Source organism: Marinobacter oulmenensis, assembly GCF_014201735.1.
In the GTDB taxonomy this organism is placed as follows: domain Bacteria; phylum Pseudomonadota; class Gammaproteobacteria; order Pseudomonadales; family Oleiphilaceae; genus Marinobacter; species Marinobacter oulmenensis.
On record NZ_JACHFE010000011.1, the window covers coordinates 70,501 to 93,786 of the forward strand.

18 protein-coding genes and 1 rRNA gene are annotated in these 23,286 nt (G+C 59.4%); 10 read left to right on the forward strand and 9 right to left on the reverse strand.

Translation table 11 applies throughout. The features are described from left to right. Positions 1–60: 60 nt before the first annotated feature. The 6 genes from kdsA to HNR38_RS16595 form a co-directional block, all read right to left on the reverse strand. Positions 61–906 carry a 3-deoxy-8-phosphooctulonate synthase gene (kdsA, locus tag HNR38_RS16570; RefSeq protein WP_183706397.1) on the reverse strand — a complete coding sequence of 282 codons (846 nt, stop codon included), beginning with the start codon at positions 904–906 and terminating at the stop codon, positions 61–63. A 2-nt stretch (positions 907–908) separates the two neighbouring features. Continuing rightward, a complete protein-coding gene (gene pyrG, locus HNR38_RS16575) occupies positions 909–2,537 on the reverse strand; it encodes a CTP synthase (RefSeq protein ID WP_183706399.1) in 1,629 nt (542 codons plus the stop codon). An 88-nt stretch (positions 2,538–2,625) separates the two neighbouring features. Then, the gene (tilS, locus tag HNR38_RS16580; RefSeq protein WP_183706401.1) at positions 2,626–3,972 is read right to left on the reverse strand and encodes a tRNA lysidine(34) synthetase TilS; all 1,347 of its coding nucleotides are present in this window, start codon (positions 3,970–3,972) and stop codon (positions 2,626–2,628) included. Continuing rightward, entirely contained in the window at positions 3,956–4,909 is a 954-nt protein-coding gene (accA, locus tag HNR38_RS16585; RefSeq protein ID WP_183706403.1) for an acetyl-CoA carboxylase carboxyl transferase subunit alpha, read from the reverse strand. Before accA ends, tilS begins: the two co-directional genes overlap by 17 nt. 145 nt (positions 4,910–5,054) lie before the next feature. Further along, positions 5,055–8,537, reverse strand: coding sequence for a DNA polymerase III subunit alpha (gene dnaE, locus HNR38_RS16590; RefSeq protein WP_183706405.1), 3,483 nt, complete (start codon positions 8,535–8,537; stop codon positions 5,055–5,057). A gap of 26 nt (positions 8,538–8,563) precedes the next feature. Then, entirely contained in the window at positions 8,564–8,995 is a 432-nt protein-coding gene (locus HNR38_RS16595) for a TlpA family protein disulfide reductase (RefSeq protein WP_183706407.1), read from the reverse strand. Positions 8,996–9,112: 117 nt separating this feature from the next. Here HNR38_RS16595 and arsC point away from each other — a divergent pair, with 117 nt between their 5' ends. Together arsC and HNR38_RS16605 are read left to right on the forward strand one after the other, a co-directional pair. Then, positions 9,113–9,466, forward strand: coding sequence for an arsenate reductase (glutaredoxin) (arsC, locus tag HNR38_RS16600; protein ID WP_183706409.1), 354 nt, complete (start codon positions 9,113–9,115; stop codon positions 9,464–9,466). A gap of 37 nt (positions 9,467–9,503) precedes the next feature. Next, complete coding sequence (locus HNR38_RS16605) at positions 9,504–9,863, forward strand: DUF2069 domain-containing protein (RefSeq protein ID WP_183706411.1); 360 nt, start codon at positions 9,504–9,506, stop codon at positions 9,861–9,863. Between the two features lie 3 nt (positions 9,864–9,866). Here the strand turns inward: HNR38_RS16605 and HNR38_RS16610 are convergent, their stop codons facing one another. Together HNR38_RS16610 and smrA are read right to left on the reverse strand one after the other, a co-directional pair. Then, the gene (locus HNR38_RS16610) at positions 9,867–10,916 is read right to left on the reverse strand and encodes a DUF3080 domain-containing protein (protein WP_183706413.1); all 1,050 of its coding nucleotides are present in this window, start codon (positions 10,914–10,916) and stop codon (positions 9,867–9,869) included. A 36-nt stretch (positions 10,917–10,952) separates the two neighbouring features. Beyond that, the gene (gene smrA, locus HNR38_RS16615) at positions 10,953–11,534 is read right to left on the reverse strand and encodes a DNA endonuclease SmrA (RefSeq protein WP_183706415.1); all 582 of its coding nucleotides are present in this window, start codon (positions 11,532–11,534) and stop codon (positions 10,953–10,955) included. 200 nt (positions 11,535–11,734) lie between these two features. Between smrA and HNR38_RS16620 the strand changes: the two genes are divergently transcribed. From HNR38_RS16620 to HNR38_RS16655, 8 genes are all read left to right on the forward strand, one after another. Next, the gene (locus HNR38_RS16620; RefSeq protein WP_183706441.1) at positions 11,735–13,651 is read left to right on the forward strand and encodes a putative nucleotidyltransferase substrate binding domain-containing protein; all 1,917 of its coding nucleotides are present in this window, start codon (positions 11,735–11,737) and stop codon (positions 13,649–13,651) included. A gap of 15 nt (positions 13,652–13,666) precedes the next feature. Continuing rightward, positions 13,667–14,374 (forward strand): 3'-5' exonuclease, encoded by a 708-nt coding sequence (locus HNR38_RS16625; RefSeq protein WP_183706417.1) that lies wholly within the window; start codon positions 13,667–13,669, stop codon positions 14,372–14,374. Positions 14,375–14,583: 209 nt separating this feature from the next. Beyond that, the gene (locus HNR38_RS16630; RefSeq protein ID WP_183706419.1) at positions 14,584–14,847 is read left to right on the forward strand and encodes a DUF4212 domain-containing protein; all 264 of its coding nucleotides are present in this window, start codon (positions 14,584–14,586) and stop codon (positions 14,845–14,847) included. Between the two features lie 6 nt (positions 14,848–14,853). Continuing rightward, positions 14,854–16,620: a sodium:solute symporter family protein gene (locus tag HNR38_RS16635; RefSeq protein WP_183706421.1), complete on the forward strand. Its 1,767-nt coding sequence runs from the start codon at positions 14,854–14,856 to the stop codon at positions 16,618–16,620. Between the two features lie 97 nt (positions 16,621–16,717). Then, the gene (locus HNR38_RS16640; RefSeq protein ID WP_183706423.1) at positions 16,718–17,224 is read left to right on the forward strand and encodes a hypothetical protein; all 507 of its coding nucleotides are present in this window, start codon (positions 16,718–16,720) and stop codon (positions 17,222–17,224) included. Positions 17,225–17,250: 26 nt separating this feature from the next. Continuing rightward, positions 17,251–20,769: a hybrid sensor histidine kinase/response regulator gene (locus tag HNR38_RS16645; RefSeq protein WP_183706425.1), complete on the forward strand. Its 3,519-nt coding sequence runs from the start codon at positions 17,251–17,253 to the stop codon at positions 20,767–20,769. Next, positions 20,766–22,409 carry a tetratricopeptide repeat-containing response regulator gene (locus tag HNR38_RS16650; RefSeq protein WP_183706427.1) on the forward strand — a complete coding sequence of 548 codons (1,644 nt, stop codon included), beginning with the start codon at positions 20,766–20,768 and terminating at the stop codon, positions 22,407–22,409. Before HNR38_RS16645 ends, HNR38_RS16650 begins: the two co-directional genes overlap by 4 nt. After that, positions 22,406–23,083, forward strand: coding sequence for a sensor histidine kinase (locus HNR38_RS16655; protein ID WP_183706429.1), 678 nt, complete (start codon positions 22,406–22,408; stop codon positions 23,081–23,083). The genes HNR38_RS16650 and HNR38_RS16655 overlap by 4 nt, the downstream gene beginning before the upstream one ends. 114 nt (positions 23,084–23,197) lie before the next feature. Here the strand turns inward: HNR38_RS16655 and rrf are convergent. Then, positions 23,198–23,286 (reverse strand): 5S ribosomal RNA (gene rrf / locus HNR38_RS16660); the annotation flags it as partial.

Here is a 23,286-nt window from a genome sequence, read left to right on the forward strand (position 1 = left end):
GTGTTTCGCAAAGCCCTCTCCTACCTGCTCGTACTCCCAACCAAAAACAGACACCGCCAATCAGGCGGTGTCGATGGGTTTAAAACTTTTCACCAGGTCGTCCACGGCCTTCACCCGTTCCAGGAAGGGCTCGAGCTGGTTCAGGCGCAGGGCGCACGGTCCGTCACATTTAGCCTGATCCGGGTCCGGGTGGGCCTCGAGGAACAGACCGGCCAGGCCCTGGGACATACCCGCCAGGGCCAGGTCCGTCACCTGGGCACGGCGACCACCGGCAGAGTCCGCCCGGCCGCCCGGCATCTGCAGGGAATGGGTCACATCAAAGAACACCGGCACGTCCATCTGCTTCATGATCCCGAAGCCGAGCATGTCGACCACGAGATTATTGTAACCGAAGCTGCTGCCACGCTCGCAGAGGATCACCTTGTCATTGCCGGCTTCCTCGCACTTCTTGATGATGTGTTTCATTTCCTGGGGTGCCAGGAACTGGGCCTTCTTGATGTTGATCACCGCACCGGTCTGAGCCATGGCGACCACCAGATCGGTCTGCCGGCTCAGGAACGCCGGCAACTGGATGATGTCACACACCTCCGCAGCGGGCGCCGCCTGTTCCGGCTCGTGCACGTCGGAGATGATCGGCACATCAAACTGGCTCTTGATGTCCGCCAGGATCTGAAGGCCTTTTTCCAGGCCCGGCCCGCGAAAAGAATGAACCGATGAACGGTTGGCCTTGTCGAAGGAAGCCTTGAACACGTAGGGAATGCCCAGCCGGTTACAGACCTCCACGTATTTTTCCGCCACCTCGAAGGCCATATCCCGGGATTCCAGCACGTTCATGCCGCCAAAGAGCACAAACGGGCTGTCGTTGGCGATATCAATACCGGACACGTTCAGCTTGTTGCGCGCCATGATCAGGCTCCCTTCTTCTTGGCCAGGGCGGCTTCAACGAATCCCTTGAACAGCGGATGACCGTCCCGGGGCGTCGAGGTGAATTCCGGGTGGAACTGACAGGCAACGAACCAGGGATGATCCGGCGCTTCCACGACTTCCACCAGCTTGCCGTCCGAAGAACGACCCGCAATCTGCAGGCCAGCGTCTTTCAGGTTCGGCAGGAAATGGTTGTTCACTTCGTAGCGGTGGCGATGACGCTCGCGAATGGTCTTGCGGCCGTAGCAGTTGGCGATGGTGGAGCCTTCCGTCAGGACACAGTCCTGAGCCCCTAGGCGCATGGTGCCGCCCAGATCGGACTCTTCCGTACGCTCCTCACGCTCACCGCTGGCATCCAGCCACTCGGTGATCAGCCCCACAACCGGCGCCGGCGTGTGTTCACGGAACTCGGTGCTGTGGGCTCCGGTCAGACCCGCCACGTTGCGGGCATACTCGATAACCGCCACCTGCATGCCCAAGCAGATGCCCAAGTAAGGCACGTTGTTTTCCCGGGCGTACTGAACGGTGCGGATCTTGCCCTCGACACCCCGCTCGCCAAAGCCACCGGGCACCAGAATGGCGTCTGCCGATGCCAGAGCACCAACGCCATCCTGTTCGATGTCTTCGGAATCGATGTAATTGATCTTGACCTTGGTACGGGTCTTGATACCGGCGTGCAGCAGCGACTCGATCAGCGACTTGTAGGCGTCGAGCAGCTCCATGTATTTGCCGACCATGGCGATGGTGACTTCGTCGCCCGGGTTCATCAGCGCTTCGACCACGTCGTCCCACTCGCTCAGGTCCGCCGGATTGGCATCCAGGCTGAAGCGCTCGATCACCAGTTGATCCAGACCGTGCTCGTGCAGCATGCGCGGAATGGCATAGATGGACTTGGCGTCCTGCAGCGGAATGACCGCACGCTCTTCAACGTTGGTAAACAGAGCGATCTTGCGACGGGAGCTGGCATCCACCTCATGCTCGGAACGGCACAGCAGGATATCCGGCTGCAGGCCGATGGAGCGCATTTCCTTCACAGAATGCTGGGTCGGCTTGGTTTTGATCTCACCGGCCGTGGCGATGTAGGGAACCAGGGTGAGGTGCATGAACAGCGCACGCTGGGGGCCAACCTCCACCTTGAGCTGGCGGCAGGCTTCGAGGAACGGCAGGGATTCAATATCCCCCACAGTACCACCGACTTCCACCAGGGCGACATCGACGCCTGCGGCGCCTTCGACGACGCGACGTTTGATCTCGTCGGTGATGTGAGGAATGACCTGCACGGTACCGCCCAGGTAATCACCCCGGCGCTCCTTGCGGATCACTTCTTCGTATACACGGCCGGTGGTGAAGTTGTTGCGGCGGCTCATCCGGGTGCGGATGAAACGCTCATAATGGCCAAGGTCCAGGTCGGTCTCGGCGCCATCTTCGGTGACGAAAACCTCACCATGCTGGAACGGGCTCATGGTGCCCGGATCGACGTTGATGTAGGGGTCCAATTTGAGGATGGTGACCTTCAGGCCGCGCGCCTCCAGGATAGCGGCCAGCGATGCGGACGCTATACCTTTACCCAAAGAGGACACGACACCGCCGGTGACGAAAATATAACGCGTCATGCAGATTCCGTGATTGTCTGGTTCGGTGAAGGAGGGAGATTGTTCATCTCAAGATGGGACACCAGATTACCAGAAGGGTGGGTGCCACTCAATCAAATTCCCTCTCAACAACCAGCCGCCACCCGGCAGCCGGAGCGCTCCCCGAGTATCGTTCAGAACACCATAAATTACCAATGGCGACCAGCTCTCCGGCACCGGGCGCCCCCTCGTAAACCAGCGGCAACCGTGCCCTCTCCCACGGTGGCACGCCCTGTTCCTGCAGCCAGGTTTTAAGCGCTCTGGAAGGTCTCCCCGGGGACGGTTTCACCCGCTCACCGCCCTGCCTCGTAGATACCCTTATTGGCAAAACCGGGGTTTCCGGGCTAGCACCGTCTTCCATCGGCTCAAGCCGCAGAGTCCACGCCCCCCATCGCAATGGTTGTCCAGGCCTCAGCTCTGCCGGCCTGCCGGGCACGGTGACTTCGGGCACCAGATACAGCCGCCCACGATATCGTCGCAGGGTAAAGCCCTCCCCGCGGAGTTCCGGTGCACGGTCATCGGCAGCATCCAGCAATTCTGCCAGCACCTGCCTCCAGGAAGCCATAGAGGGCACTGGCCAGCCATTGTTTTCAATCCACCATCGGATCAGGTTGCGCTGCTCCATTTCGTCCAACTGCCGGAACCGATCGAGCCGGATGCGGCCCTGACCATCACCGCATTCCTGCCAGCGCAGTTCCGCCAGCCGACGATTAAGGCGCGCGCTATCCGCACAGGCCCCGGCACTGCGGGACATGCGTTTCAGAAGCTCCGGCCAGCGCTGCTTCAGGCCCGGCATGACCGAATGGCGCAGATAATTGCGGTCGTGAACCTCACTGCGGTTGCTGGCGTCCTCGATCCAGTCCAGCCCGATGTCTGCAGCAACCTGCTCCAGTCGCTCCCGACTGATATCCAGCCAGGGACGGAACAGCGATCCTTCTCCCAGAGGCCGATAAGCCGGCATGCCGGAGAGGCCATCAACACCGGAGCCACGCAGCAACCGGAACAGCACGGTTTCCGCCTGATCATCGGCATGGTGGGCCATCAGCAGCAGATCACCGGCCTGCAGGTGAGAACGGAACACTCGATAACGGGCGTCACGGGCAGCCTGCTCCAGCCCACCAGAGGCAGAACAGCCAACCGGCACATCCACCCGCTCGATAACAAGACGAACGCCCAGAGCCTGACAGACGGCACGACAGAACTGCTCGGTCTGTTCGTGGTCCGGCTGCAACTGGTGATTGATATGGAGTGCAGTGACACTGCCGTGACAGGCAGCGGCTACCCGCAAAAGCAGGGTCGAGTCCAGACCACCGCTAAAGGCGATCCAGACCCGGGAATGGTCGGGCAGTGCGGTTACCGGGCCCGACAGATCCGTCGGCCAGTCGGAACCCGGCGAGGGCTTATCGCCCTCCTTCATACCGGGTCAGGCGCTCATACCGGCGGGCAAGCAGCTCATCCCCGGACAGTTGCTCGAGTTCCTCGAGCCCCTTCACCAGGGTTTGTTTCAGGCGTTCCGCCATCTGGTCCGGGTCACGGTGAGCGCCACCCAGAGGTTCATCAACCACAGTATCGGCAACACCCAATTCTTTCAGGCGGCCGGCGGTCACACCCATCGCCTCCGCGGCCTGGGCTGCGTAATCGGCGCTTTTCCAGAGAATGGAGGCGCAGCCTTCCGGCGAGATCACCGCATAGGTGGAATACTGGAGCATGTTCAGCCGGTCGCCGACACCAATGGCCAGCGCCCCACCGGAACCGCCCTCACCGATGACATTGCAGATGATAGGAGTCTTCAGGCGGGACATGACCGCCAGGTTGAAGGCGATGGCTTCACTCTGGCCGCGCTCTTCCGCGCCGATACCCGGGTAGGCACCCGGCGTATCGATGAACGTGAAGATGGGCATATTGAAACGCTCGGCCATTTCCATCAGGCGCAGGGCCTTGCGGTAGCCTTCCGGCCGCGGCATGCCGAAATTGCGGCGGACCTTGTCCTTGACCTCACGCCCTTTCTGATGGCCAATCACCATCACCGGCTTATTGTTGAGACGGGCCGTGCCGCCGATGATGGCCAGATCATCAGAGTAGTGGCGGTCACCATGAAGTTCGTCAAAGTCCTCGAACATCATCTCGATGTAATCCCGAGTATAGGGGCGCCGGGGGTGCCGGGCCAGCCGCGCCACATCCCATGGCTTGAGATCCGAGAAGATGCTTTCGGTCAGGCTGACGCTCTTTTTCTTCAGGCGACTGATTTCATCTGTGATGTTGATGTCGGTGTCATTGCCAACCATGCGAAGCTCTTCAATCTTGGCTTCCAGGTCAGCGATCGGCTGTTCGAAATCCAGGTAATTAGGGTTCATGATGTTCCATCATTTCATTGCAAGGCAGGCACATAGCCCACCACATACAGAATTTGAATCAAAGATAACAGCGCTGCCACCGCAGCTAAAGCGGACAATGGTATAAGTTTTCCGCCCATCCATCCTGAAATGGCTCACAAGCCACCTAATCATAGACCAGTTCCACGGACTGGTCGCCTACCAGATGACGAAGCTCAAACAGCAGACTGTCATCCGGCTGCACACGCCATGACGGCCCCAGTTCGATCCTTGTACTGGCATCGGCGCTTCGGTAGTCGATCCAGACCGGGCTGCCCTCGCAACGGAACGGCTGCAGGGTGTCGCCCAACTTGTCCAGCAGGCCGTTCTGCAACTGGTCACTCTGAAGCGCCAGCCGGATACCGCGGCTGAACTGCTGGCGTGCTGTCGCCACATCCATTACCGAATTCACCCGCATTTTCATCTGGCCCGAGTAGTCGTCATGACTGACCTGCCCTTCCACCACAATGACCTGATCGGACTGCAGCAGTTCACGGTTTTCGAAAAACGTCTCCGAGAACAGGGTCGCCTCAATACGGGCACTTCGGTCGTCCAGTGTAATAAAACACATGGTGGAGCCGGTCCGGGTTTTCATCGTGCGCTGGGCCACCACCAGCCCGGCAACCCGCTGGGGCGACCGGGATGGTTTGAGGTCCGCGATGGAGGAGCGCACGAAGCGGCGCACTTCCTTTTCGTACTCGTCGAAAGGATGGCCGGTGAGGTACAGACCCAGGGTGTCCTTCTCCCCTTTCAGGCGCATTTTCTCGGGCCACTCCCGGACATTGGCCACATCCGCGTAGGGGTCTTCACCCTCGCCACCACCGGCGAGCATTTCCCCGAACATGTCCACCATGCCGGCGGCGTCGTTCCGGGACTGCTGGTCCGCCTGCTGAATGGCCTTGTCTATGCTGGCCATCAGTTGGGCCCGACCGGCACCAAGCTTGTCCAGGGCGCCGGACCGTATCAGGGCTTCCATCGCCCGCTTGTTGACTTTCTTCAGGTCCACCCGACGGCAGAAATCGAAGATATCCTCGAAGGGGCCGTCCTTCGCGGCGGCCACCACACTGTCAATGGGACCTTCCCCAAGGCCCTTGATGGCCCCGAGGCCATAGACGATCTGGCCTTCGTCGTTGACGGTAAAGGTGTAATCGGAACGGCTGACGTCCGGTACCAGCAACTCCAGCCCCATGCTCCGGCACTCTTCCACCAGGGTGACCACCTTGTCGGTGTTCTGCATATCGGCGGTCAGCACCGCGGCCATGAACTCCGCCGGGTAATGGGCCTTCAGCCAGAGGGTCTGGTAGGACACCAGGGCATAGGCCGCCGAGTGGGATTTGTTGAAGCCGTAACCGGCGAATTTCTCCACCAGGTCGAAGATGTTTTCCGCCAGCGTTTTGTCGATGCCGTTGTTCTCACAACCGTCCAGGAAGATGGCTTTCTGCTTGGCCATTTCCTCCGGTTTTTTCTTACCCATGGCCCGGCGCAGCATGTCCGCACCACCGAGGGTATAACCGGCCATCACCTGGGCGATCTGCATGACCTGCTCCTGGTAAAGGATAACCCCGTAGGTGGGCTCCAGAACCGGCTTCAGGCCTTCGTACTGATAATCCGGGTGCGGGAACGACATGGGTTGCCGGCCATGTTTCCGGTCAATGAAGTCGTCCACCATGCCCGACTGCAGCGGACCGGGACGGAACAGGGCCACCAGAGCGATCATGTCTTCCAGGGAGTCCGGCTGCAGGCGGCGAATCAGGTCTTTCATGCCCCGGGATTCAAGCTGGAATACGGCGGTGGTTTCCGCTTTCTTGAGCATGTCGAAGGACGGCTTGTCATCCAGCGGGATGGTGTTGATGTCCAGTTCGTCTTCCCCGCGTTTCTGTCGGCGGGGATTGATCATGTTCAGGGCCCACTTGATGATGGTCAGGGTCCGCAGGCCCAGAAAGTCGAACTTCACCAGGCCAGCGTCTTCCACATCACCCTTGTCGAACTGGGTCACCAGGCTGCCGCCTTCGTCGTCGCAGTACAGCGGCGAGAAGTCGGTGATCTTGGTGGGGGCTATTACCACACCCCCGGCGTGCTTGCCGGCGTTCCGGCAGACACCTTCCAGCTTGAGCGCCATTTCCCAGATTTCCTGGGCTTCCTCGTCCTGGTCCAGAAAGTCCTTGAGCTGGGGCTCCTGTTCGATGGCTTTGTCCAGGGTCATGCCCGGTTCAAACGGGATTAGCTTGGACAGCTTGTCCGCCAGCCCGTAGGACTTGCCCTGCACCCGGGCTACATCCCGCACCACCGCCTTGGCGGCCATGGTGCCGAAGGTAATGATCTGGGACACCGCAGCCCGGCCATACTTCTCGGCCGTGTATTCAATGACCCGGTCCCGGCCTTCCATGCAGAAGTCCACGTCGAAGTCGGGCATGGATACCCGCTCCGGGTTCAGGAAGCGCTCGAACAGCAGGTCATAGCCGAGCGGGTCCAGATCGGTAATCAGCAGTGCGTAGGCTACCAGGGACCCGGCACCGGACCCCCGGCCCGGCCCCACCGGGACGCCGTTGTTCTTGGCCCACTTGATGAAGTCCATCACGATCAGGAAGTAACCGGGGAACCCCATCTGGATGATGATATCCAGCTCGAAGTTGAGCCGTTTGTAATAGGCCGCCCGCTTCTCCTCGTACTCTGGATCGTCCTTGCTCAGTATCTTTTTCAGGCGCTCTTCGAGCCCTTCCTCCGAGGCATGACGGAAGTATTCATCCATGGTCATGCCTTCGGGAATCGGGTAATTGGGCAGGAAGTACTCGCCCATGCGCACCTTGACCGAACAACGACGCGCGATCTCGACGGTGTTCTCGACCGCTTCCGGGATGTCGGAGAAGAGTTCGATCATCTCCTCTGGGCTGCGCAGGTATTGCTGGTCACTGAACCGGCGCTCACGACGGGGATCGTCCAGGGTCCGGCTTTCGCCGATACAGACCCGGGCCTCATGGGCCTCAAAATCCTCCGCCTCCAGGAAGTGGACATCGTTGGTGGCAACGACCGGCAGCCCAAGCTCGCCAGCCAGCTCCACACTCAGATGCAGACAGTCTTCGTCTCCGGGCCGCCCCGTACGCTGGAGTTCCAGATAAAAGCTGTCGGGATAGAGCGACCGCCAGTACTCCGCCCGTTCCCGAGCCAGCTCTGTCTTGCCCGCCAGCAACGCCTTGCCGACATCGCCCTGCTTGGCACCCGACAGCACCACCAGCCCCTGGGCGCGGGATTCCAGCCACGAACGCTGGATAATGGGCAGGCCGTGCTCCTGGCCGTCGGTGTAACCCAACGAGATGATTTCCGTGAGGTTCAGATAACCATCGTTGTTGCGGGCCAGCAGCGTCAGCCGGAACGGATTATCCGGTTCGTCCGGATTTTCCAGCCAGATATCGGCACCAATAATGGGTTTGACGCCGGCACCCAGCGCCGCCTTATAGAAACGGACCAACGAGCACATATTGGATTGCTCGGTCAGGCCAACAGCGGGCATGCCCAGCTCGGCAACGCGACCGATCAGGGGCTTCACCCTGACCAGCCCATCCACCATGGAATACTCGGAGTGCACGCGTAGATGTACGAAGGTTTGCGCCATAAGTCGAGGCTGATTCCTGTTTGTCTTCAGTTCTTGCTATCCGATCCGCGAATCAGTGTCCGGATACCTTCTTCGGTTTGCGGCCCGAGACGGACCTCCTGCAACTCACCCTCCGGGGTCACAACATAGGTGGTGGGCAGCCCGTCCGGCGATTGCCAACCCAGTTCCCCCGCCGGATCCTGGGCTAACAGATCAAACTCAATGCCCATCCGGTCCCCCAACTGCGCAAGGGCCTCATCGGAGATGCCGTCAAAATTGACGCCAAGGACCGTAATATCACTTGCCTGATCCACACGATTAAGCTCGGGAATCTCTTCCAGGCAGGGCTTACACCATTCGGCCCAGTAGTTGACCAGCACCCACTGCCCGCGCAGGCTCTGCCATTCCAGTTCCTGCCCGCCAGCACGTTCAAACGTCTGGGGCTCGCAGGCGGAAAGCAGGCCGGCAAGTACCGCCATGATGACACTCCGGCCGGCTATTCGACCCGGGGAGACAGGGTACTGCACAATGCCACCTCCTGTTAGACTACCGTCTTTTAAAACCGAGCCACACAACAGAGGCTAACAGACCCAACGATGACGGAAGCCACTCGCATTTACCACAACCCGCGCTGCTCAAAATCCCGCCAGACCCTGGAACTGCTGACCGACCGGGGAATTGATCCGGAGATTATACGCTACCTGGAAACCCCACCGACAGAGCAGCAGCTCAGTGAAATTCTGGAGATGCTTGGTTGCCAGCCCCGGGAACTGATGCGCATAAAGGAAAAAGAATACCGGGAGCAGGGGCTCGACAACCCCGAGTTGGGCCGCGAGGAACTGATCCGGGCCATGGTGGCCACACCCAAGCTGATCGAGCGTCCGATTGTCGTCAACAATGGCAGAGCCGCCGTGGGCCGGCCACCGGAAAACGTACTGGCCATCCTCTGAAGCCCACGCCAGCCGATAACAACAGGACAGATCCCCAATGCTACGCAACGACAAAGCCCGGATGACCGCCCGACTGACCATTGCCGCTTACCTGGCGGTGGTGGTCACCCTGGTGGCCACCACCTTTCTGCCTGCGCCGATTGAGGGCGTTTCCATCCCCCTCATGCTGAGCGTCAAACTGATACCGCTGCTGGCCTTCGCCCTGCCGGTCTTCCGGGGTAACAACAAGGGCTACATCTGGCTGGCCTTTGTGGTGATTTTCTACTTCACTCAGGCGGTGGTGTCGGCCTGGCTGAGCCAGGGCGCCACCGGCCCGGTGTTGCTGACCATTTTCACCTTCCTGCTGTTTACCTTCGCCATGGCTCACCTGAAGGTGAACCGCGCGCCCGCGGCCTGAGCCTCAGGCGCCCGGGCGCAGCCCGCACTGCCCCAGAAGTTGCTGCCAGGCCCGGGTATGCCGGGCCATGGCTTCATCCAGTTGTTGCCAGAGACTGTTTTCCCCTCTGCTTGCCAGGTGTCGCTGATACCAACTCAGAAAGGTCTCTGGCATCACCCCGGACTGCTGTGCGGCCAGCTCCGCAAGCGGCTCAATCAGCATCTGCCGGGCACGGCTGACATCACTCATGTAAGGCTGGATCTGGCCGATGTAGACCTTGAGAAAGAAGCTGTGAACGATGTCGGACTGATTGTTACGCTGCCCGTTCAGGCACAGCGGCCGGTCGTCCAGACGGGTTTCAATGATCGCCGTGCCTGACCGCAGTGTGGCGATGAGCAATCGGGCGCTGTTGATCAACTGTCCGCCCCGGAACTCCGCCTGCCAGCGCTGCTGGATCTTGCCCAGCGACTGCAGAGGAACATCCAGTCTCTGTTGATTGAGTTGTGCGGTAATACGGTTCAACTGATCCAGATCCAGGGACAGATCGGAGACAGCCGCCGGCCCGGCGCCCACCGGGTAATCGCCCTTGGAAAGCGTCAGCAGGGTTTCCACCTCTTCGGTCCCCCAGGTGGCATTCCACACCGCAAGAGGCAGGCTCTGCCGCTTGCTGTCAATGGCGGCCCGGAGCGTTTCCGACAGCTCCTCATCCTCTATTTCCGGCAGGCAGTCCTCGCCAGCCTGGATGAAGCGGACCTCATACCTGAGCCGGTTGATCGGCTGCATCACCCGGCCCATGATCGACGCTTTTTCGCCAACCACGTACTGAAGCTCACAACCATAAAGGGACAGGAAATCGAGCATGCCCATCTGCAGTTCGGGCATCGCCAGAACCCGCTCCCGTCGACGAGGCAAAGCCGAGGCAGACGGCGGCGCCACCCTGTCGGGGCTGTCGACTTCCAGCACCCGGGCCAGACGCTCAAGATACTCATCGGACAGGGAATCGGTGCTGGCAAAGGGTTCGCACCCGGCAGGAAGTACCAGCACACAAACCACCAACAGCAACCGACCGATCATGGCTTCACCTCGCTGCCGTCGCTATCGGGCCAGACACTAGTGACCGCCGTGGATCTCCCGGTTACGCTGCTTGTCACGATCCCCTTTGCGCACCATGACGTACACCGCGCCGGTTCCACCGTGGTGCTTCTGGGCGGAATGAAAGGCCAGCACGCTGTCCAGTTCCGGCAGCCACTTGGCAAGATGGCTTTTGATCTGGGCGATGCCATCGGGGTTCCGTTCGCCCTTGCCATGCAGAATAATGACGGACCGCAGGCCATAACGCACACAGTCATTGATGAAACTGAAGACCTCCCGCCGGGCCTCCTCGACCGTCATCCGGTGCAGGTCCAGACGGGCCTCGATGGCATAATGCCCCAAGCGCAGCTTCTTGAAGACACCGTGCTGCACGCCCGGCCGCTGCCAGCTCAGGACGTCCCGGGCGGTCAGCGGCTCAACCATGCTGGAGGTCAGCGGGTTATTGTCACGAACCGGCATATCAACAGCCGCCCGCTGACGCTCCAGGTGACCAGGTGTCAGTTCTTTTGGCGTCGTGGTTTCGGCCCGATTGGCTTTGCGGATGCGCCGGACGTCCTTCATCTCTTCCAGAAACGCCAGGCGCTCGTCTTTACTGGTCATGACACAAATTGATTCCGGATTGACAGGTATCAGAACTCTAACACCGCCCGAGATTACCATAAAGGCGGGCAACCGCCCGGCCCTGCGACCAAAATCGTAGGGCCAAGCTCGCGTCCGGTGGACTAAACTCCGACCGGATAACAATAATGAAAGAGCGCCGGCAAGTACCGCCCCGCTCCCCCGACAGCATGGACTTCGTTATGGCCGCAGCATCCCAGGACAGCACCCGCCCGCAGAATACCCGTGCCATCATGTCATTCCTGCGCGAGCACGCGCCCTTCTCCAACATGGATGACAATCACCTTGCTCACTTTGCCGAGCATGCAACGCTGCGTTTTTACGCCGATGGCGATGAGGTACTGAAACCCGACGACGGGCCCGTCAAACGGTTTTACGTGGTCAAACAGGGACGGATCAAGGGCGAGCGCCATAACGAAAAAGAAGACCGGGCCGAGACCACGTTCTCGATCACCCAGGGTGAGTGCTTCCCCCTGGCCGCACTGATCAGCGAACGCCCCACCCGGACCCTGCACAGGGCCTCTGGAGACACCTTCTGCCTGAGTATCGAGCATGAGGCTTTTGTTACCCTGTTTTCCGAAAGCGACACCTTCCGGGATTTCTGCCTGCGCGGGGTCAGCAGCCTGCTGGATCAGGTCAACCAGCGCATCCAGTCCAATGCCATGGCGTCCATCGGCTCCAACAACCGACTGGACACGCCGCTGGAACGATATGCTCTGCGCAATCCCATCGTCTGCTCCCCGGACCTGCCGGTGCGCAAGGCCGTGGCCCGCATGCACGAGAACGACGTGGGCAGCATGATTATCACCGATGACAATCGCCGCCCCACCGGCATTTTCACCCTGCGGGACCTGCGCACCATGATTGCCGAGGGCAAAGGCCCCCTGGACACACCAATCCGGCAGATCATGACCCCAGACCCGATGCGCCTACCTGCCACTGCGGATGCCTTCGAGGCAGCCATGCTCATGGCGGAACACCACTTCGCCCACATCTGCGTGGTGGATGACGATGACAAACTGATCGGGGTGATCTCGGAGAGCGACCTGTTCTCCCTGCAGCGGGTGGACCTGGTCAACCTGGCACGCACCATCGGTACCGCCACACATCTTCGCACCCTGGTCAGCCTGCGGACCAACGTATCCCGGCTGGTGGACACCATGCTCGCCCACGGTGCCGACTCCGGCCAGGTGGTCAAGATCATCACCACCCTGAACGATGTCACCGTCCGCCGGGTACTGGAACTCAACCTCAGGAAAAACGACCCGGGCATTCCCTTTACCTGGCTGACGTTTGGCAGCGAAGGCCGTCAGGAACAGACACTGTTGACCGACCAGGACAACGGCATCCTGTTTGAAACGCCCGAAGGCATGACCGAGGAACAGGTCCGGGAAAAACTCCTGCCCTTTGCCCGCAAGGTCAATGACGACCTTGCCGAATGCGGGTTTACCCTGTGCAAGGGCAATATCATGGCCAGCAACCCCAAACTCTGCCTGAGCGTACGCGAATGGGACGACTGGTTCGTGCGCTTTATCGACGCGTCGACCCCCCAGAATCTCGTGTACTCTTCGATTTTCCTGGATATGCGCGCGGTGTTCGGCCCCACCGAACCCTTGCACCGTTTGCTCGAGCATGTGCTGGAGCGAATCCGGAAAAACGCGCTCTTCCAGAAGATGCTGGCGGGCAACGCGTTTCAGCGCAAACCGCCACTGACCATGTTCAACGGTTTCCGCTATCTCAACGACGAGAAGAAGCACGCACTGGACCTCAAACGCCAGGGGCTTGCCCCCTTTGTCGAGTCAGTGCGGGTGTTTGCGCTGGCCAATGGCGTGGAACAGGCCAATACGCTGGAGCGGATGGACGCGCTGGCCCGGAAAGGCGTGTTCGATGCCAAAGATGCCAACGCCTGGAAAGAAGCCTACAGCCTGATCCAGGCAATTCGCATGCGGGCCCACCAGGAGATGCTTAACCGGGGCGAGGAACTGACCAATTACATTGACCCCGACGACCTGAACCCCCTGGACAAGCGAATTCTCCGGGAATCTTTCCGCCAGGCGCAGCGACTTCAGCAAAAGCTCGAAGTGACTTACCAACTCTAGGCTGACTAACGCACCATGTTCGACTCTATTAAACAGTGGCTTGCAGAGCGCAAAGGAACAGCCGTTGGCGATCACGACACCTCGAACCTGCCGACACCCAAGACGGCCGGCGACCAGTTGCTATCCAGCTCCCGCCTGATTGTTCTTGACCTTGAAACCACCGGACTCAATCCGGCCAAGGATCAGGTCATTGCCATCGGCGCTGTGGCCATTGAGTCCGGGGTGATTCATCTGGACGACCAGTTCGACCTTATCCTGCGCCGGCCCGACCTGGACATCCGGGAAACGGTACTGATCCATGGCATCGGCCCCGAGGCCCTGACCCAGGGTCACGAAACCGAGGATGCCCTACTGCACCTGCTGGACTGGATGAACGGGGACCCGGTACTGGCCTATCACTCGGCGTTCGACCAGAAATTTCTGGAAAAAGCGCTGAAAACCCAGTTGGGTTACACCACCGGCCATCTGTGGATGGATGTGGCCGAGCTGATGCCGGCGTTTTTCCCGGATGCCAACACCAAGGGCAAGAGCCTGGACCACTGGGCGGATTACTTCGCACTGGAAGTGAGCGAGCGCCACCACGCCGCCGCCGACGCCCTGGTCACCGCAGAACTGACGCTGATCGCCCTGAACAAGGCCAGGAAAACCGGCGTCAACACTCTCCGGGAACTTACCGAAAAGCTGCATTACCAGCGCCGCTTACAAAGCATGCACCGATACTGAGCATGTTTGTCTCGGTTACCTCTTATTGATATTTTCGGCGGCAAGTGACTGACACTTAGACCATTTGCCAATATCTATAAATTCACCCACCAGTAAAGTCAGAGGAGACAACTAGTCGGAGAAGAACTACATGAATAATAAATTCTCTATCCGCAGTACCTCACCCAAAATTCACCCAACCTCCACAACAACAACACAGGAGTGATTGTATGTCAGGTCATAGCTACGACGCTGAAAACTACTGGAAGGCGAATCTACGCCTTATCTTCGGTAGCCTGATCGTATGGGCCCTGGTTTCCTATGGCTTTGCGATTCTGCTCCGCCCCATGCTCGCGGGAATTCCGGTTGGTGGCACTGATCTGGGCTTCTGGTTTGCCCAGCAAGGCTCCATCCTGACGTTCATTGTTCTGATCTTCCACTACGCGTGGCGCATGAACAAGATCGACGAAAAATTCGGCGTGCACGAGGAGTAAGAACCGATGAGCCAATTTGCGATTAACATCCTATTTGTAGGGGGCTCGTTCCTCCTCTATATCGTGATTGCTATCTGGGCGAAAGCCGGTAGCACCAGCGATTTCTACGTGGCCGGCGGTGGTGTTCACCCGATCACCAACGGCGCGGCTATCGGTGCCGACTGGATGTCAGCGGCGTCGTTTATCTCCATGGCGGGTCTGATTGCCGCCGGTGGCTATTCCAACTCTACCTTCCTCATGGGGTGGACAGGCGGTTACGTACTGCTGGCCATGCTGCTGGCTCCGTATCTGCGGAAGTTCGGCAAGTTCACGGTGCCCGAGTTCATCGGGGACCGCTACTACAGTGACAACGCCCGGCTGGTGGCGGTTATCTGCCTGATTGTGGCCTCTGTCACCTACGTTATCGGCCAGATGGCTGGTGCCGGTGTTGCCTTCTCCCGCTTCCTGGAAGTGGATTCCACCATGGGCCTGATGATCGCTGCAGTTGTGGTATTCCTGTACGCCGTTCTCGGGGGCATGAAGGGCATCACCTACACCCAGGTGGCCCAGTACTGCGTACTGATCGTTGCCTACACCATTCCGGCGGTGTTCATCTCCCTGCAACTGACCGGCAACCCGATCCCGGGCCTGGGCATGTTCTCCACTCACACCGAGTCCGGCATGCCGCTGCTGACCAAGCTGAACCAGGTCATCACCGATCTCGGCTTTAACGAGTACACCGCGGACGTGGACAATAAACTGAACATGGTTCTGTTTACCCTGTCCCTGATGATCGGTACGGCAGGCCTGCCGCACGTAATCATCCGCTTCTTCACCGTTCCCAAGGTGGCTGACGCACGCTGGTCCGGCGGCTGGGCTCTGGTCTTCATCGCCCTGCTGTACCTGACCGCTCCGGCTGTTGCTTCCATGGCCCGTCTGAACCTGATGACCACCATCTACCCGGACGGTACCGACGCAGCGCCGATCCTCTATGAAGATCGTCCGAACTGGGTCAAGGAATGGGAAATCACTGGCCTTATCCAGTATGAGGACAAAAACAGCGATGGTCGCATCCAGCTGTACAACGACTCCGAGGCGTTCCAGTCTGAAGCTCAGGCGCGCGGCTGGGAAGGCAACGAGCTGGTTGTTAACCGGGACATCCTGGTGCTGGCCAACCCGGAAATCGCCAACCTGCCCGGCTGGGTTATCGGTCTGATCGCCGCGGGTGGTCTGGCTGCAGCCCTGTCGACTGCAGCGGGTCTGTTGCTGGCGATCTCCTCGGCGGTCAGTCACGACCTTATCAAGGGGCGCATCAACCCCAACATCTCGGATAAGGGCGAGCTGCTGGCTGCCCGGATCTCCATGGCGGTTGCCATCGTGGTCGCGACCTATCTGGGCGCCAACCCTCCAGGTTTCGCAGCCCAGGTGGTGGCACTGGCCTTCGGTATCGCTGCCGCGTCCCTGTTCCCGGTTCTGATGATGGGTATCTTCTCGAAGCGGGTTAATAATGTGGGCGCCATCAGCGGCATGCTGGCCGGTCTGACCTTCACCCTGGTGTACATTTTCGTGTACAAGGGCTGGCTGTTCATCCCGGGTACCAACAACCTGGCGGACACCCCGGAAAACTGGGTACTGGGTATTTCCCCGCTGTCCATCGGTGCCGTTGGTGCTGTCGTGAACTTTGCGGTAGCCTTTGCAGTGTCCAAGTCGACTGCAGAGCCGCCCGCAGAAATCCAGGAGCTGGTTGAAAGCGTCCGTTACCCGCGCGGTGCCGGATCTGCGTCCGACCATTAACCTGAGAGAACGCCTGATTCATTGCTCAGCAATGAAAGGTTGAACCGGACGGGCTTCCTCCTCGAGGGAGCCCGTTCTTTTTTAAGGAAACCGCTGTATGTTCTGGACTTTTGTTGCCACTGTTTTCTGCGGCCTGGGTGCCGCCGGAATCGCACTGGGCATCCGCACCGCCACTGCCAAAAAGGCCCCGAGATGGATCATTCCAGTCTTCGCCGGCGCTGGCATGCTGGGCTATCTGGTGTATGGCGAATACACCTGGTTTGAACACAAGCAGTCGCTACTGCCCGAGGAAGCGGTCATTGTCAGCACCGAGCAGGAAAAGATCTTTTTCCGCCCTTGGACCTTCGTCTTCCCATACGTAACGGCTTTCTCGGCTGTGGACGTCAACAGCGTCAACTGGAACCCGGACAACCCGGATGTCGCCCGCTTCACGCTCTATCGCTTTGAACAGACGGTGACCGATTCGGTCTCACATCGGGTGCACATCATCAATTGCCCGAAGCGACAGCTTGTGCCCCTGGATTCCGAAGGCACACCGCGCGTCGACAACATGAAAGTGCTGGACAGTGCTGACCCACTGTTCAAGACTGTCTGCCAATCCTGAAACGGCGAGACGGATAACCGCGAGACATGATTAGCGCCTGGCTGCTGGTATTAATCTCGATCACCTACATTTCACTGTTGTTCTTCATAGCTTGGGCGGGCGATCGCCACCCCGGGCTCTACCGCCGAAGAATCGCCCGAACTCACATCTACGGCCTGTCACTGGCCGTCTACTTCACCTCCTGGACCTTTTATGGCGCCGTCGGGCGGGCCTCCCAGGAGGGTTTTGCCTTTCTGCCGATCTATCTCGGCCCGCTACTGGCGTTTCTGTTTTTCGCGCCCCTGCTCCGGCGAATCATTTACATCAGCAAGCGCAACAACAGCACATCCATCGCGGATTTCATTGCCTCGCGCTATGGCAAATCCCAGTTGCTGGCGGCCATGGTGGCGGTTTTCGCCCTTATCGGCAGCGTCCCCTACATCGCGCTTCAGTTGAAGGCCATCGCGCTGGGCTTCAACGTGCTCTCCAGTACCGGCGACAGCTATCAGGAACTGAGCAGCGCGGCCTGGAACGATTCCGCCTGGTATATCACCCTCGCCCTGGCGGCGTTCACGGTGCTTTTTGGCACCCGCCACCTGGAGTCCACCGAACATCACCGGGGCATGATCCAGGCCGTCGCCTTTGAATCACTGATCAAACTGATCGCCTTTGTCGCCGTTGGCCTGTTTGTCGGCTACGGCCTGTTCAACGGCTTTGGCGACCTGTTTTCCCGTGCGGTTGAAGCGGACCTTCTGGGCACACTGACGACCGGTTCCCTGGAGGCGCCGGCATTCATTACACAGACACTGATCGCCATGCTCGCCATTGTCTGCCTGCCACGACAGTTCCACGTTATGGTGGTCGAGAACAGCGACCACCGGGATTTCCAGGTGGCCCGCTGGGCCATGCCCATCTACCTGGTCATTGCCAGTGCCTTCGTTATCCCTATCGCTGCCGCCGGCCTGTTGACGCCGGAACTGGCGGACACGGATCCGGACATCATCATCCTTCAGTTGCCGATACAGGCCGGCGAACAGTGGCTTGCGGTCCTGGCCTTCCTGGGTGGCGGCTCAGCCGCTGCCGCGATGGTGATTGTCTGCGCCGTGGCCATTGCCACAATGATCAGTAACGAAATCATCATGCCTGGCCTGCTGCGCTTTTTCCGCCCCGGCATGAACCGGCGGGGCAACCTGAGCTTCCTGCTGCTAACCATCCGCCGGGGCGCCATCTTCGTGGTGCTGCTGACCGCCTATGGCTTTTATCGGATGGCAGGCGCCGACTACAGCCTGACCGCCTTCGGCCTGTTGTCCTTTGCTGCGGCAGCCCAGTTCGGCCCGGCTCTGGTCGGTGGCATCCTCTGGCGCGACGGCAACTTCATGGGCGCCGTCTGGGGGCTGGGCCTCGGCTTCCTGATGTGGTGCTACACCCTGTTACTGCCGGCACTGGTCTCAACCGGGTGGATTCCGGACACCCTGATCGAACAGGGACTGTTTGGCTGGACATGGACCCGCCCCACAGCGCTGTTCGGCTCCGAGCTGGATCAGGTCAGCCATGGCATTCTCTGGAGCCTCGGCGTGAACACCGCCGCCTATATTCTTCTCTCCCTGGTGACACGTCAGCGGATTCGCGAAAAGATCCAGGTCGCGGCGTTTTTCCACGACACTCATCCCAGGGGAGACAACACCCAGCACCAGGGATGGCAGGGCCAGGTCCTGACGTCTGACCTGCAGGCTCTGACGGACCGCTTCATGGGCGACGAGCGGTCCAAGAGTGTGTTTCGAAACTACGAACGACGCAATGCCACCCGGGTCTATCCACATCGGCCAGCTTCCACCCATCTGATGAAGTATGTGGAACGCCAACTGGCTTCGGTGATCGGCGCCTCCACAGCACGGGTGGTTCTGGAGTCCACACTCACCGGCCGGGACATGCAGATCGAGGACGTCGTCAGCATCGTTGACGAAGCCTCCCAGGCCATGACCTTCAGCCGGGAGTTACTGCAGTCCGCCATTGAAAACATCAGCCTCGGCGTCTCCGTGGTGAACCCGCAACAGCAGCTGGTGGTCTGGAACCACCGGTATCTGGAACTGTTCAATTACCCGAAGGGCTACGTCCGGGTTGGACGGCCCGTTCAGGACCTGATGCGCTACAACCTCACCAGCGCCAACGTGGCGGCCCGGAGAATTGATGAAATCATCCAGGACCGCTGCGACAAAATGCGCCAGGGTGAGCCCATGTCCTACGAGCGCCAACGGCCGGACGGCACCGTTGTGCGGGTGGACGGCAGCCCGATCCCCGGAGGCGGCTATGTCACCACCTATCAGGACATCACCGCCATGCGACGGACCGAGCAGGCGCTGAAGGAGACCAACACCTACCTGGAGCAGCGAGTCAGGGAGCGGACCCAGGAGTTACAGGTCATCAACGAGCAGATGCTCAAGGCCAAGTCCGTGGCTGAACAGGCGAACCAGAGCAAGACCCGCTTTCTCGCCTCAGCCAGCCATGACCTGCTGCAACCGTTGAACGCGGCACGACTGTTTACTTCCGCCCTGACCGGCAAGGTCGCAGAAGGCGAAACCCGGGAACTGGTTGAACACATCGATAGCTCCCTGGGCGCCGCCGAGGAAATCATCAGCACCCTGCTGGATATATCGAAACTGGACGCAGGGGCTCTGGAGGCGGACATCAGCGCCTTCGCCATCAACGACCTGCTCCGGCACCTGGCCACAGAATTCTCGGCAATTGCCAAGGACCAGAACCTTGAGCTCCATGTGGTGCCCTGCTCGGCCTGGGTCAGCTCCGACGCCAAGCTGCTCCGCCGGGTCATCCAGAACTTTCTGTCCAACGCCATCCGGTATACCGAAAGTGGCCGGATTCTGATGGGATGCCGCCGCCTGAAGGGGTATATCCGCATTGAGGTCTGGGATACCGGGCCAGGCATGTCAGAAGACCAACTGGCGCATATCTTTGAAGAGTTCCGGCGATTCCAGCACGGCAAGGACAACAAAGGCCTGGGCCTTGGCCTTGCCATCGTTGAACGGATCAGCGGCATGCTCAACCACCCGGTCAGCGTCCACTCCGCCCAGGGCAAAGGCAGCACGTTCGGCATCACCGTCCCCATTGCCCAGGCCAGCAAAATCCCGTCCGCCTCGTCGCAGACGACCGCAGCATCCCGGCGGGTTTCCAGCCTTGGCGGTTTGAAGGTACTGTGCATCGATAACGATGCAGCGATACTGCAGGGCATGGTGGCGCTTCTGGGCAACTGGAAGTGCGACGTCACCGCAGCGGAAAGCCTGGAGGATGCCCTGGAAAAGCTCGATGGGGAACCACCGGACATCATCCTGGCAGACTATCAACTGGATGATAACCGCAACGGACTGGACGCCATGGACAGTATCCGCAACACTCTGGGTACCGGGATTCCCGGCATACTCATTACCGGGTATATGGCACCGGAAGTCCGGGAAGACGCCATCGACCGTGGCTACCAGATACTCTATAAACCGGTAAAACCCGCCGCTCTGCGGGCTCTGGTCAATAAACAACTGAAACAGACGCGCTCATGAATCAATCCGATCAGAAAGAACTGGCCAATCCGTTCCGAAAGCTCAACTTTCTGGTAGTGGACGACTTCGAGAACTTCCGTCTGTCCATGCGCCAGATGCTCAGGAGCTGTGGTGCCGACAAAATTGAACTGGTCGCCCACGCAACGCCGGCCATCCAGTACTGCGCCTACAACCATGTTGACGTTGTTCTCTGCGACTACAATCTGGGAGAAGGCAAAAACGGACAGAATATTCTCGAAGAACTCCGTTACCGGAAGCTGTTGAAACACTCCTCGCTGTTCCTGATGGTCACCGCGGAAACTTCCAAGGAAATGGTTATGGGCGCCCGCGAGTATCAACCGGACGCCTACCTGACCAAGCCCATCAACAGGGCCGTTCTGGAAAAGCGCCTGGGCGCCCTGATTCGCCAGCGTAACGCCCTGCTTCCAATCACCCGGGAAATCGACCGGGAAAACTACCCCGAGGCCATTTCCCTTTGCCTGGATATGCTTCCGAAGCAGCCACGTTACAAAACCTGGCTGATGAAGACCCTCGGTGAGCTCTATTATCAGGTCGGAGACATGGCTCATGCCCAGAAGGTGTACGATGAAGTTCTTGGCCAGCGGGAGCTTTCCTGGGCACGTCTCGGTCGCTGCCGGGTACTGGCAGCCAATCAGAAAGAAGACCAGGCGATCGCAGAGCTGAAAACACTGATCGAAAAGCACCCTGATTACATGGAGGCCTACGATCTCCTGGCTCAGGTAATGGAAACACAGGGCAAAACCCAGCCAGCCCAGCAGGTGCTGGAGCGTGCCTCACGACATTCACCGAATGCCCTGCTTCGCCATAAGCATCTGGCCGAGCTGGCCGACGCCAATCAGGATATCGACACCGCCTCGGAAGCCTGGCGGCAGACGGTCTCCCTGGGCAGTTATTCAGTCCACGACCACCAGGATCACTATCTGGCACTGGCTCAAAGCCTTTCAGACCTCAGTGAGGGCGATACCGGCGATCAAGGCGCCAGCAAAGCGAACGAAGCGTTCAACATTCTCTCAAAAATGGAAAAACGCTTTCCCGACGATGAGCAGCTGCCGTTGAAAAGCCGGATTGTTCAATGCCGTCTTCATGCCGGCCAGGGCCATCAGGCAAAAGCCGAAAAGCTTTTGAATGAGCTCTCCTCCGAGATAGACGAACTGCCGGAACTGGGTGCCGATCTCGGCCTTGATTATGCCAAGACCCTGTTCCGGATGGGGCGGGACCAACAGGCCAAGGAACTGCTCGGCCAGTTGGCATCCCAGTATGAGGATGACAACAGCATCCTGCAGAAAATTGAGGGGCTTCTTGATGAACCCGTCGGCTTCCGCCAGAAAATCGAAGCCCGTGGATTCAACCAGGAAGGCATCAAGGCTTTCGAAGCCGGCGACCTGCACGCAGCGGTTACTGCCTTTAACCAGGCCCTGAACATTGTCCCGGACCACGCGGCCCTGAACCTCAACCTTGTCCAGGTATTGCTCAAACAGTATGAGCAGCAACCGGAGAACCGCTCGCTGCTCGATACCTGCCAGAAGCGCCTGGCACGCCTGGAATCCCTGCCGGAGCAGCACCGTCAATACCGCAGGTATCAGGCTCTGAGCCGGAAACTGAAAGGACTGATGACATGACCGACAACATCGACTTCTCGACCGTGCTGGCGTCCGCTGTGCACGACATGAAGAACTCCCTGGGCATGCTCATCAACAGCATTGACGAACTCCGCTCAGAGCACGGCCAGGCCCTCTCCGCGGACCACAAGTTCAATATGCTTCAGTACGAAGCCGAACGCATGCATAACGATCTCATCCAGTTGCTGGGGATCTACCGCATGGGACAGGATAACCTGTCGGTGGACGTGGACGAGCACTTTGTGCCGGACTTCCTCTCGGAGCAGTTGGCCCGTCACCTGCCATTGCTGGATGGCCTGAGCATCGAGTGCACCGTGGAAACCGACGATATTAATGGTTTCTTCGACGAGCATCTGCTGACCGGTGTGCTCAACAACACCATCAATAATGCTATCCGTTACACCAAGAGCCGTATCCGGCTGACGGCCAGAGAGGAAAATGGCTATCTGGTGATTGCTGTCGAAGACGACGGCCAGGGTTACCCCGAGAGCATGCAGCACACCGGCACCCTCTCCTTCCATTCGCTGGATTTCAAGGGTGGCAGCACCAGCCTCGGACTGTTCTTCACCTCGTCAGTGGCACAGATGCACACCGACGGAGACCGCAGCGGGTACATTCGCCTGCACAATGGCGGGGAATACGGCGGTGGCGTGTTTGAGATCTGGTTGCCATAGACCCTTTTTCAGGCCTGAAATCTAAAAGCCCCGGCAGGCTGACTGTCGGGGCTTTTTTTGTGTATCCAAAATAAAAAACCCCAACGACAAGTCGCTGGGGTTTTTGGTTTAGGAGCCTGACGATGACCTACTCTCGCATGGGCCATGCCACACTACCATCGGCGCAGATCTGTTTCACTTCTGAGTTCGGGATGGGATCAGGT

What these genes read in the sequence shown, in the direction of transcription:
- accA (WP_183706403.1), bottom strand. Translation starts at nt 4,909, where the DNA reads ATGAACCCTAATTACCTGGATTTCGAACAGCCGATCGCTGACCTGGAA.
- HNR38_RS16650 (WP_183706427.1), top strand. Translation starts at nt 20,766, where the DNA reads ATGAATCAATCCGATCAGAAAGAACTGGCCAATCCGTTCCGAAAGCTC.
- HNR38_RS16620 (WP_183706441.1), top strand. Translation starts at nt 11,735, where the DNA reads ATGGCCGCAGCATCCCAGGACAGCACCCGCCCGCAGAATACCCGTGCC.
- HNR38_RS16605 (WP_183706411.1), top strand. Translation starts at nt 9,504, where the DNA reads ATGCTACGCAACGACAAAGCCCGGATGACCGCCCGACTGACCATTGCC.
- HNR38_RS16625 (WP_183706417.1), top strand. Translation starts at nt 13,667, where the DNA reads ATGTTCGACTCTATTAAACAGTGGCTTGCAGAGCGCAAAGGAACAGCC.
- pyrG (WP_183706399.1), bottom strand. Translation starts at nt 2,537, where the DNA reads ATGACGCGTTATATTTTCGTCACCGGCGGTGTCGTGTCCTCTTTGGGT.
- HNR38_RS16610 (WP_183706413.1), bottom strand. Translation starts at nt 10,916, where the DNA reads ATGATCGGTCGGTTGCTGTTGGTGGTTTGTGTGCTGGTACTTCCTGCC.
- kdsA (WP_183706397.1), bottom strand. Translation starts at nt 906, where the DNA reads ATGGCGCGCAACAAGCTGAACGTGTCCGGTATTGATATCGCCAACGAC.
- smrA (WP_183706415.1), bottom strand. Translation starts at nt 11,534, where the DNA reads ATGACCAGTAAAGACGAGCGCCTGGCGTTTCTGGAAGAGATGAAGGAC.
- HNR38_RS16630 (WP_183706419.1), top strand. Translation starts at nt 14,584, where the DNA reads ATGTCAGGTCATAGCTACGACGCTGAAAACTACTGGAAGGCGAATCTA.
- tilS (WP_183706401.1), bottom strand. Translation starts at nt 3,972, where the DNA reads ATGAAGGAGGGCGATAAGCCCTCGCCGGGTTCCGACTGGCCGACGGAT.
- arsC (WP_183706409.1), top strand. Translation starts at nt 9,113, where the DNA reads ATGACGGAAGCCACTCGCATTTACCACAACCCGCGCTGCTCAAAATCC.
- dnaE (WP_183706405.1), bottom strand. Translation starts at nt 8,537, where the DNA reads ATGGCGCAAACCTTCGTACATCTACGCGTGCACTCCGAGTATTCCATG.
- HNR38_RS16635 (WP_183706421.1), top strand. Translation starts at nt 14,854, where the DNA reads ATGAGCCAATTTGCGATTAACATCCTATTTGTAGGGGGCTCGTTCCTC.
- HNR38_RS16595 (WP_183706407.1), bottom strand. Translation starts at nt 8,995, where the DNA reads ATGGCGGTACTTGCCGGCCTGCTTTCCGCCTGCGAGCCCCAGACGTTT.
- HNR38_RS16640 (WP_183706423.1), top strand. Translation starts at nt 16,718, where the DNA reads ATGTTCTGGACTTTTGTTGCCACTGTTTTCTGCGGCCTGGGTGCCGCC.
- HNR38_RS16655 (WP_183706429.1), top strand. Translation starts at nt 22,406, where the DNA reads ATGACCGACAACATCGACTTCTCGACCGTGCTGGCGTCCGCTGTGCAC.
- HNR38_RS16645 (WP_183706425.1), top strand. Translation starts at nt 17,251, where the DNA reads ATGATTAGCGCCTGGCTGCTGGTATTAATCTCGATCACCTACATTTCA.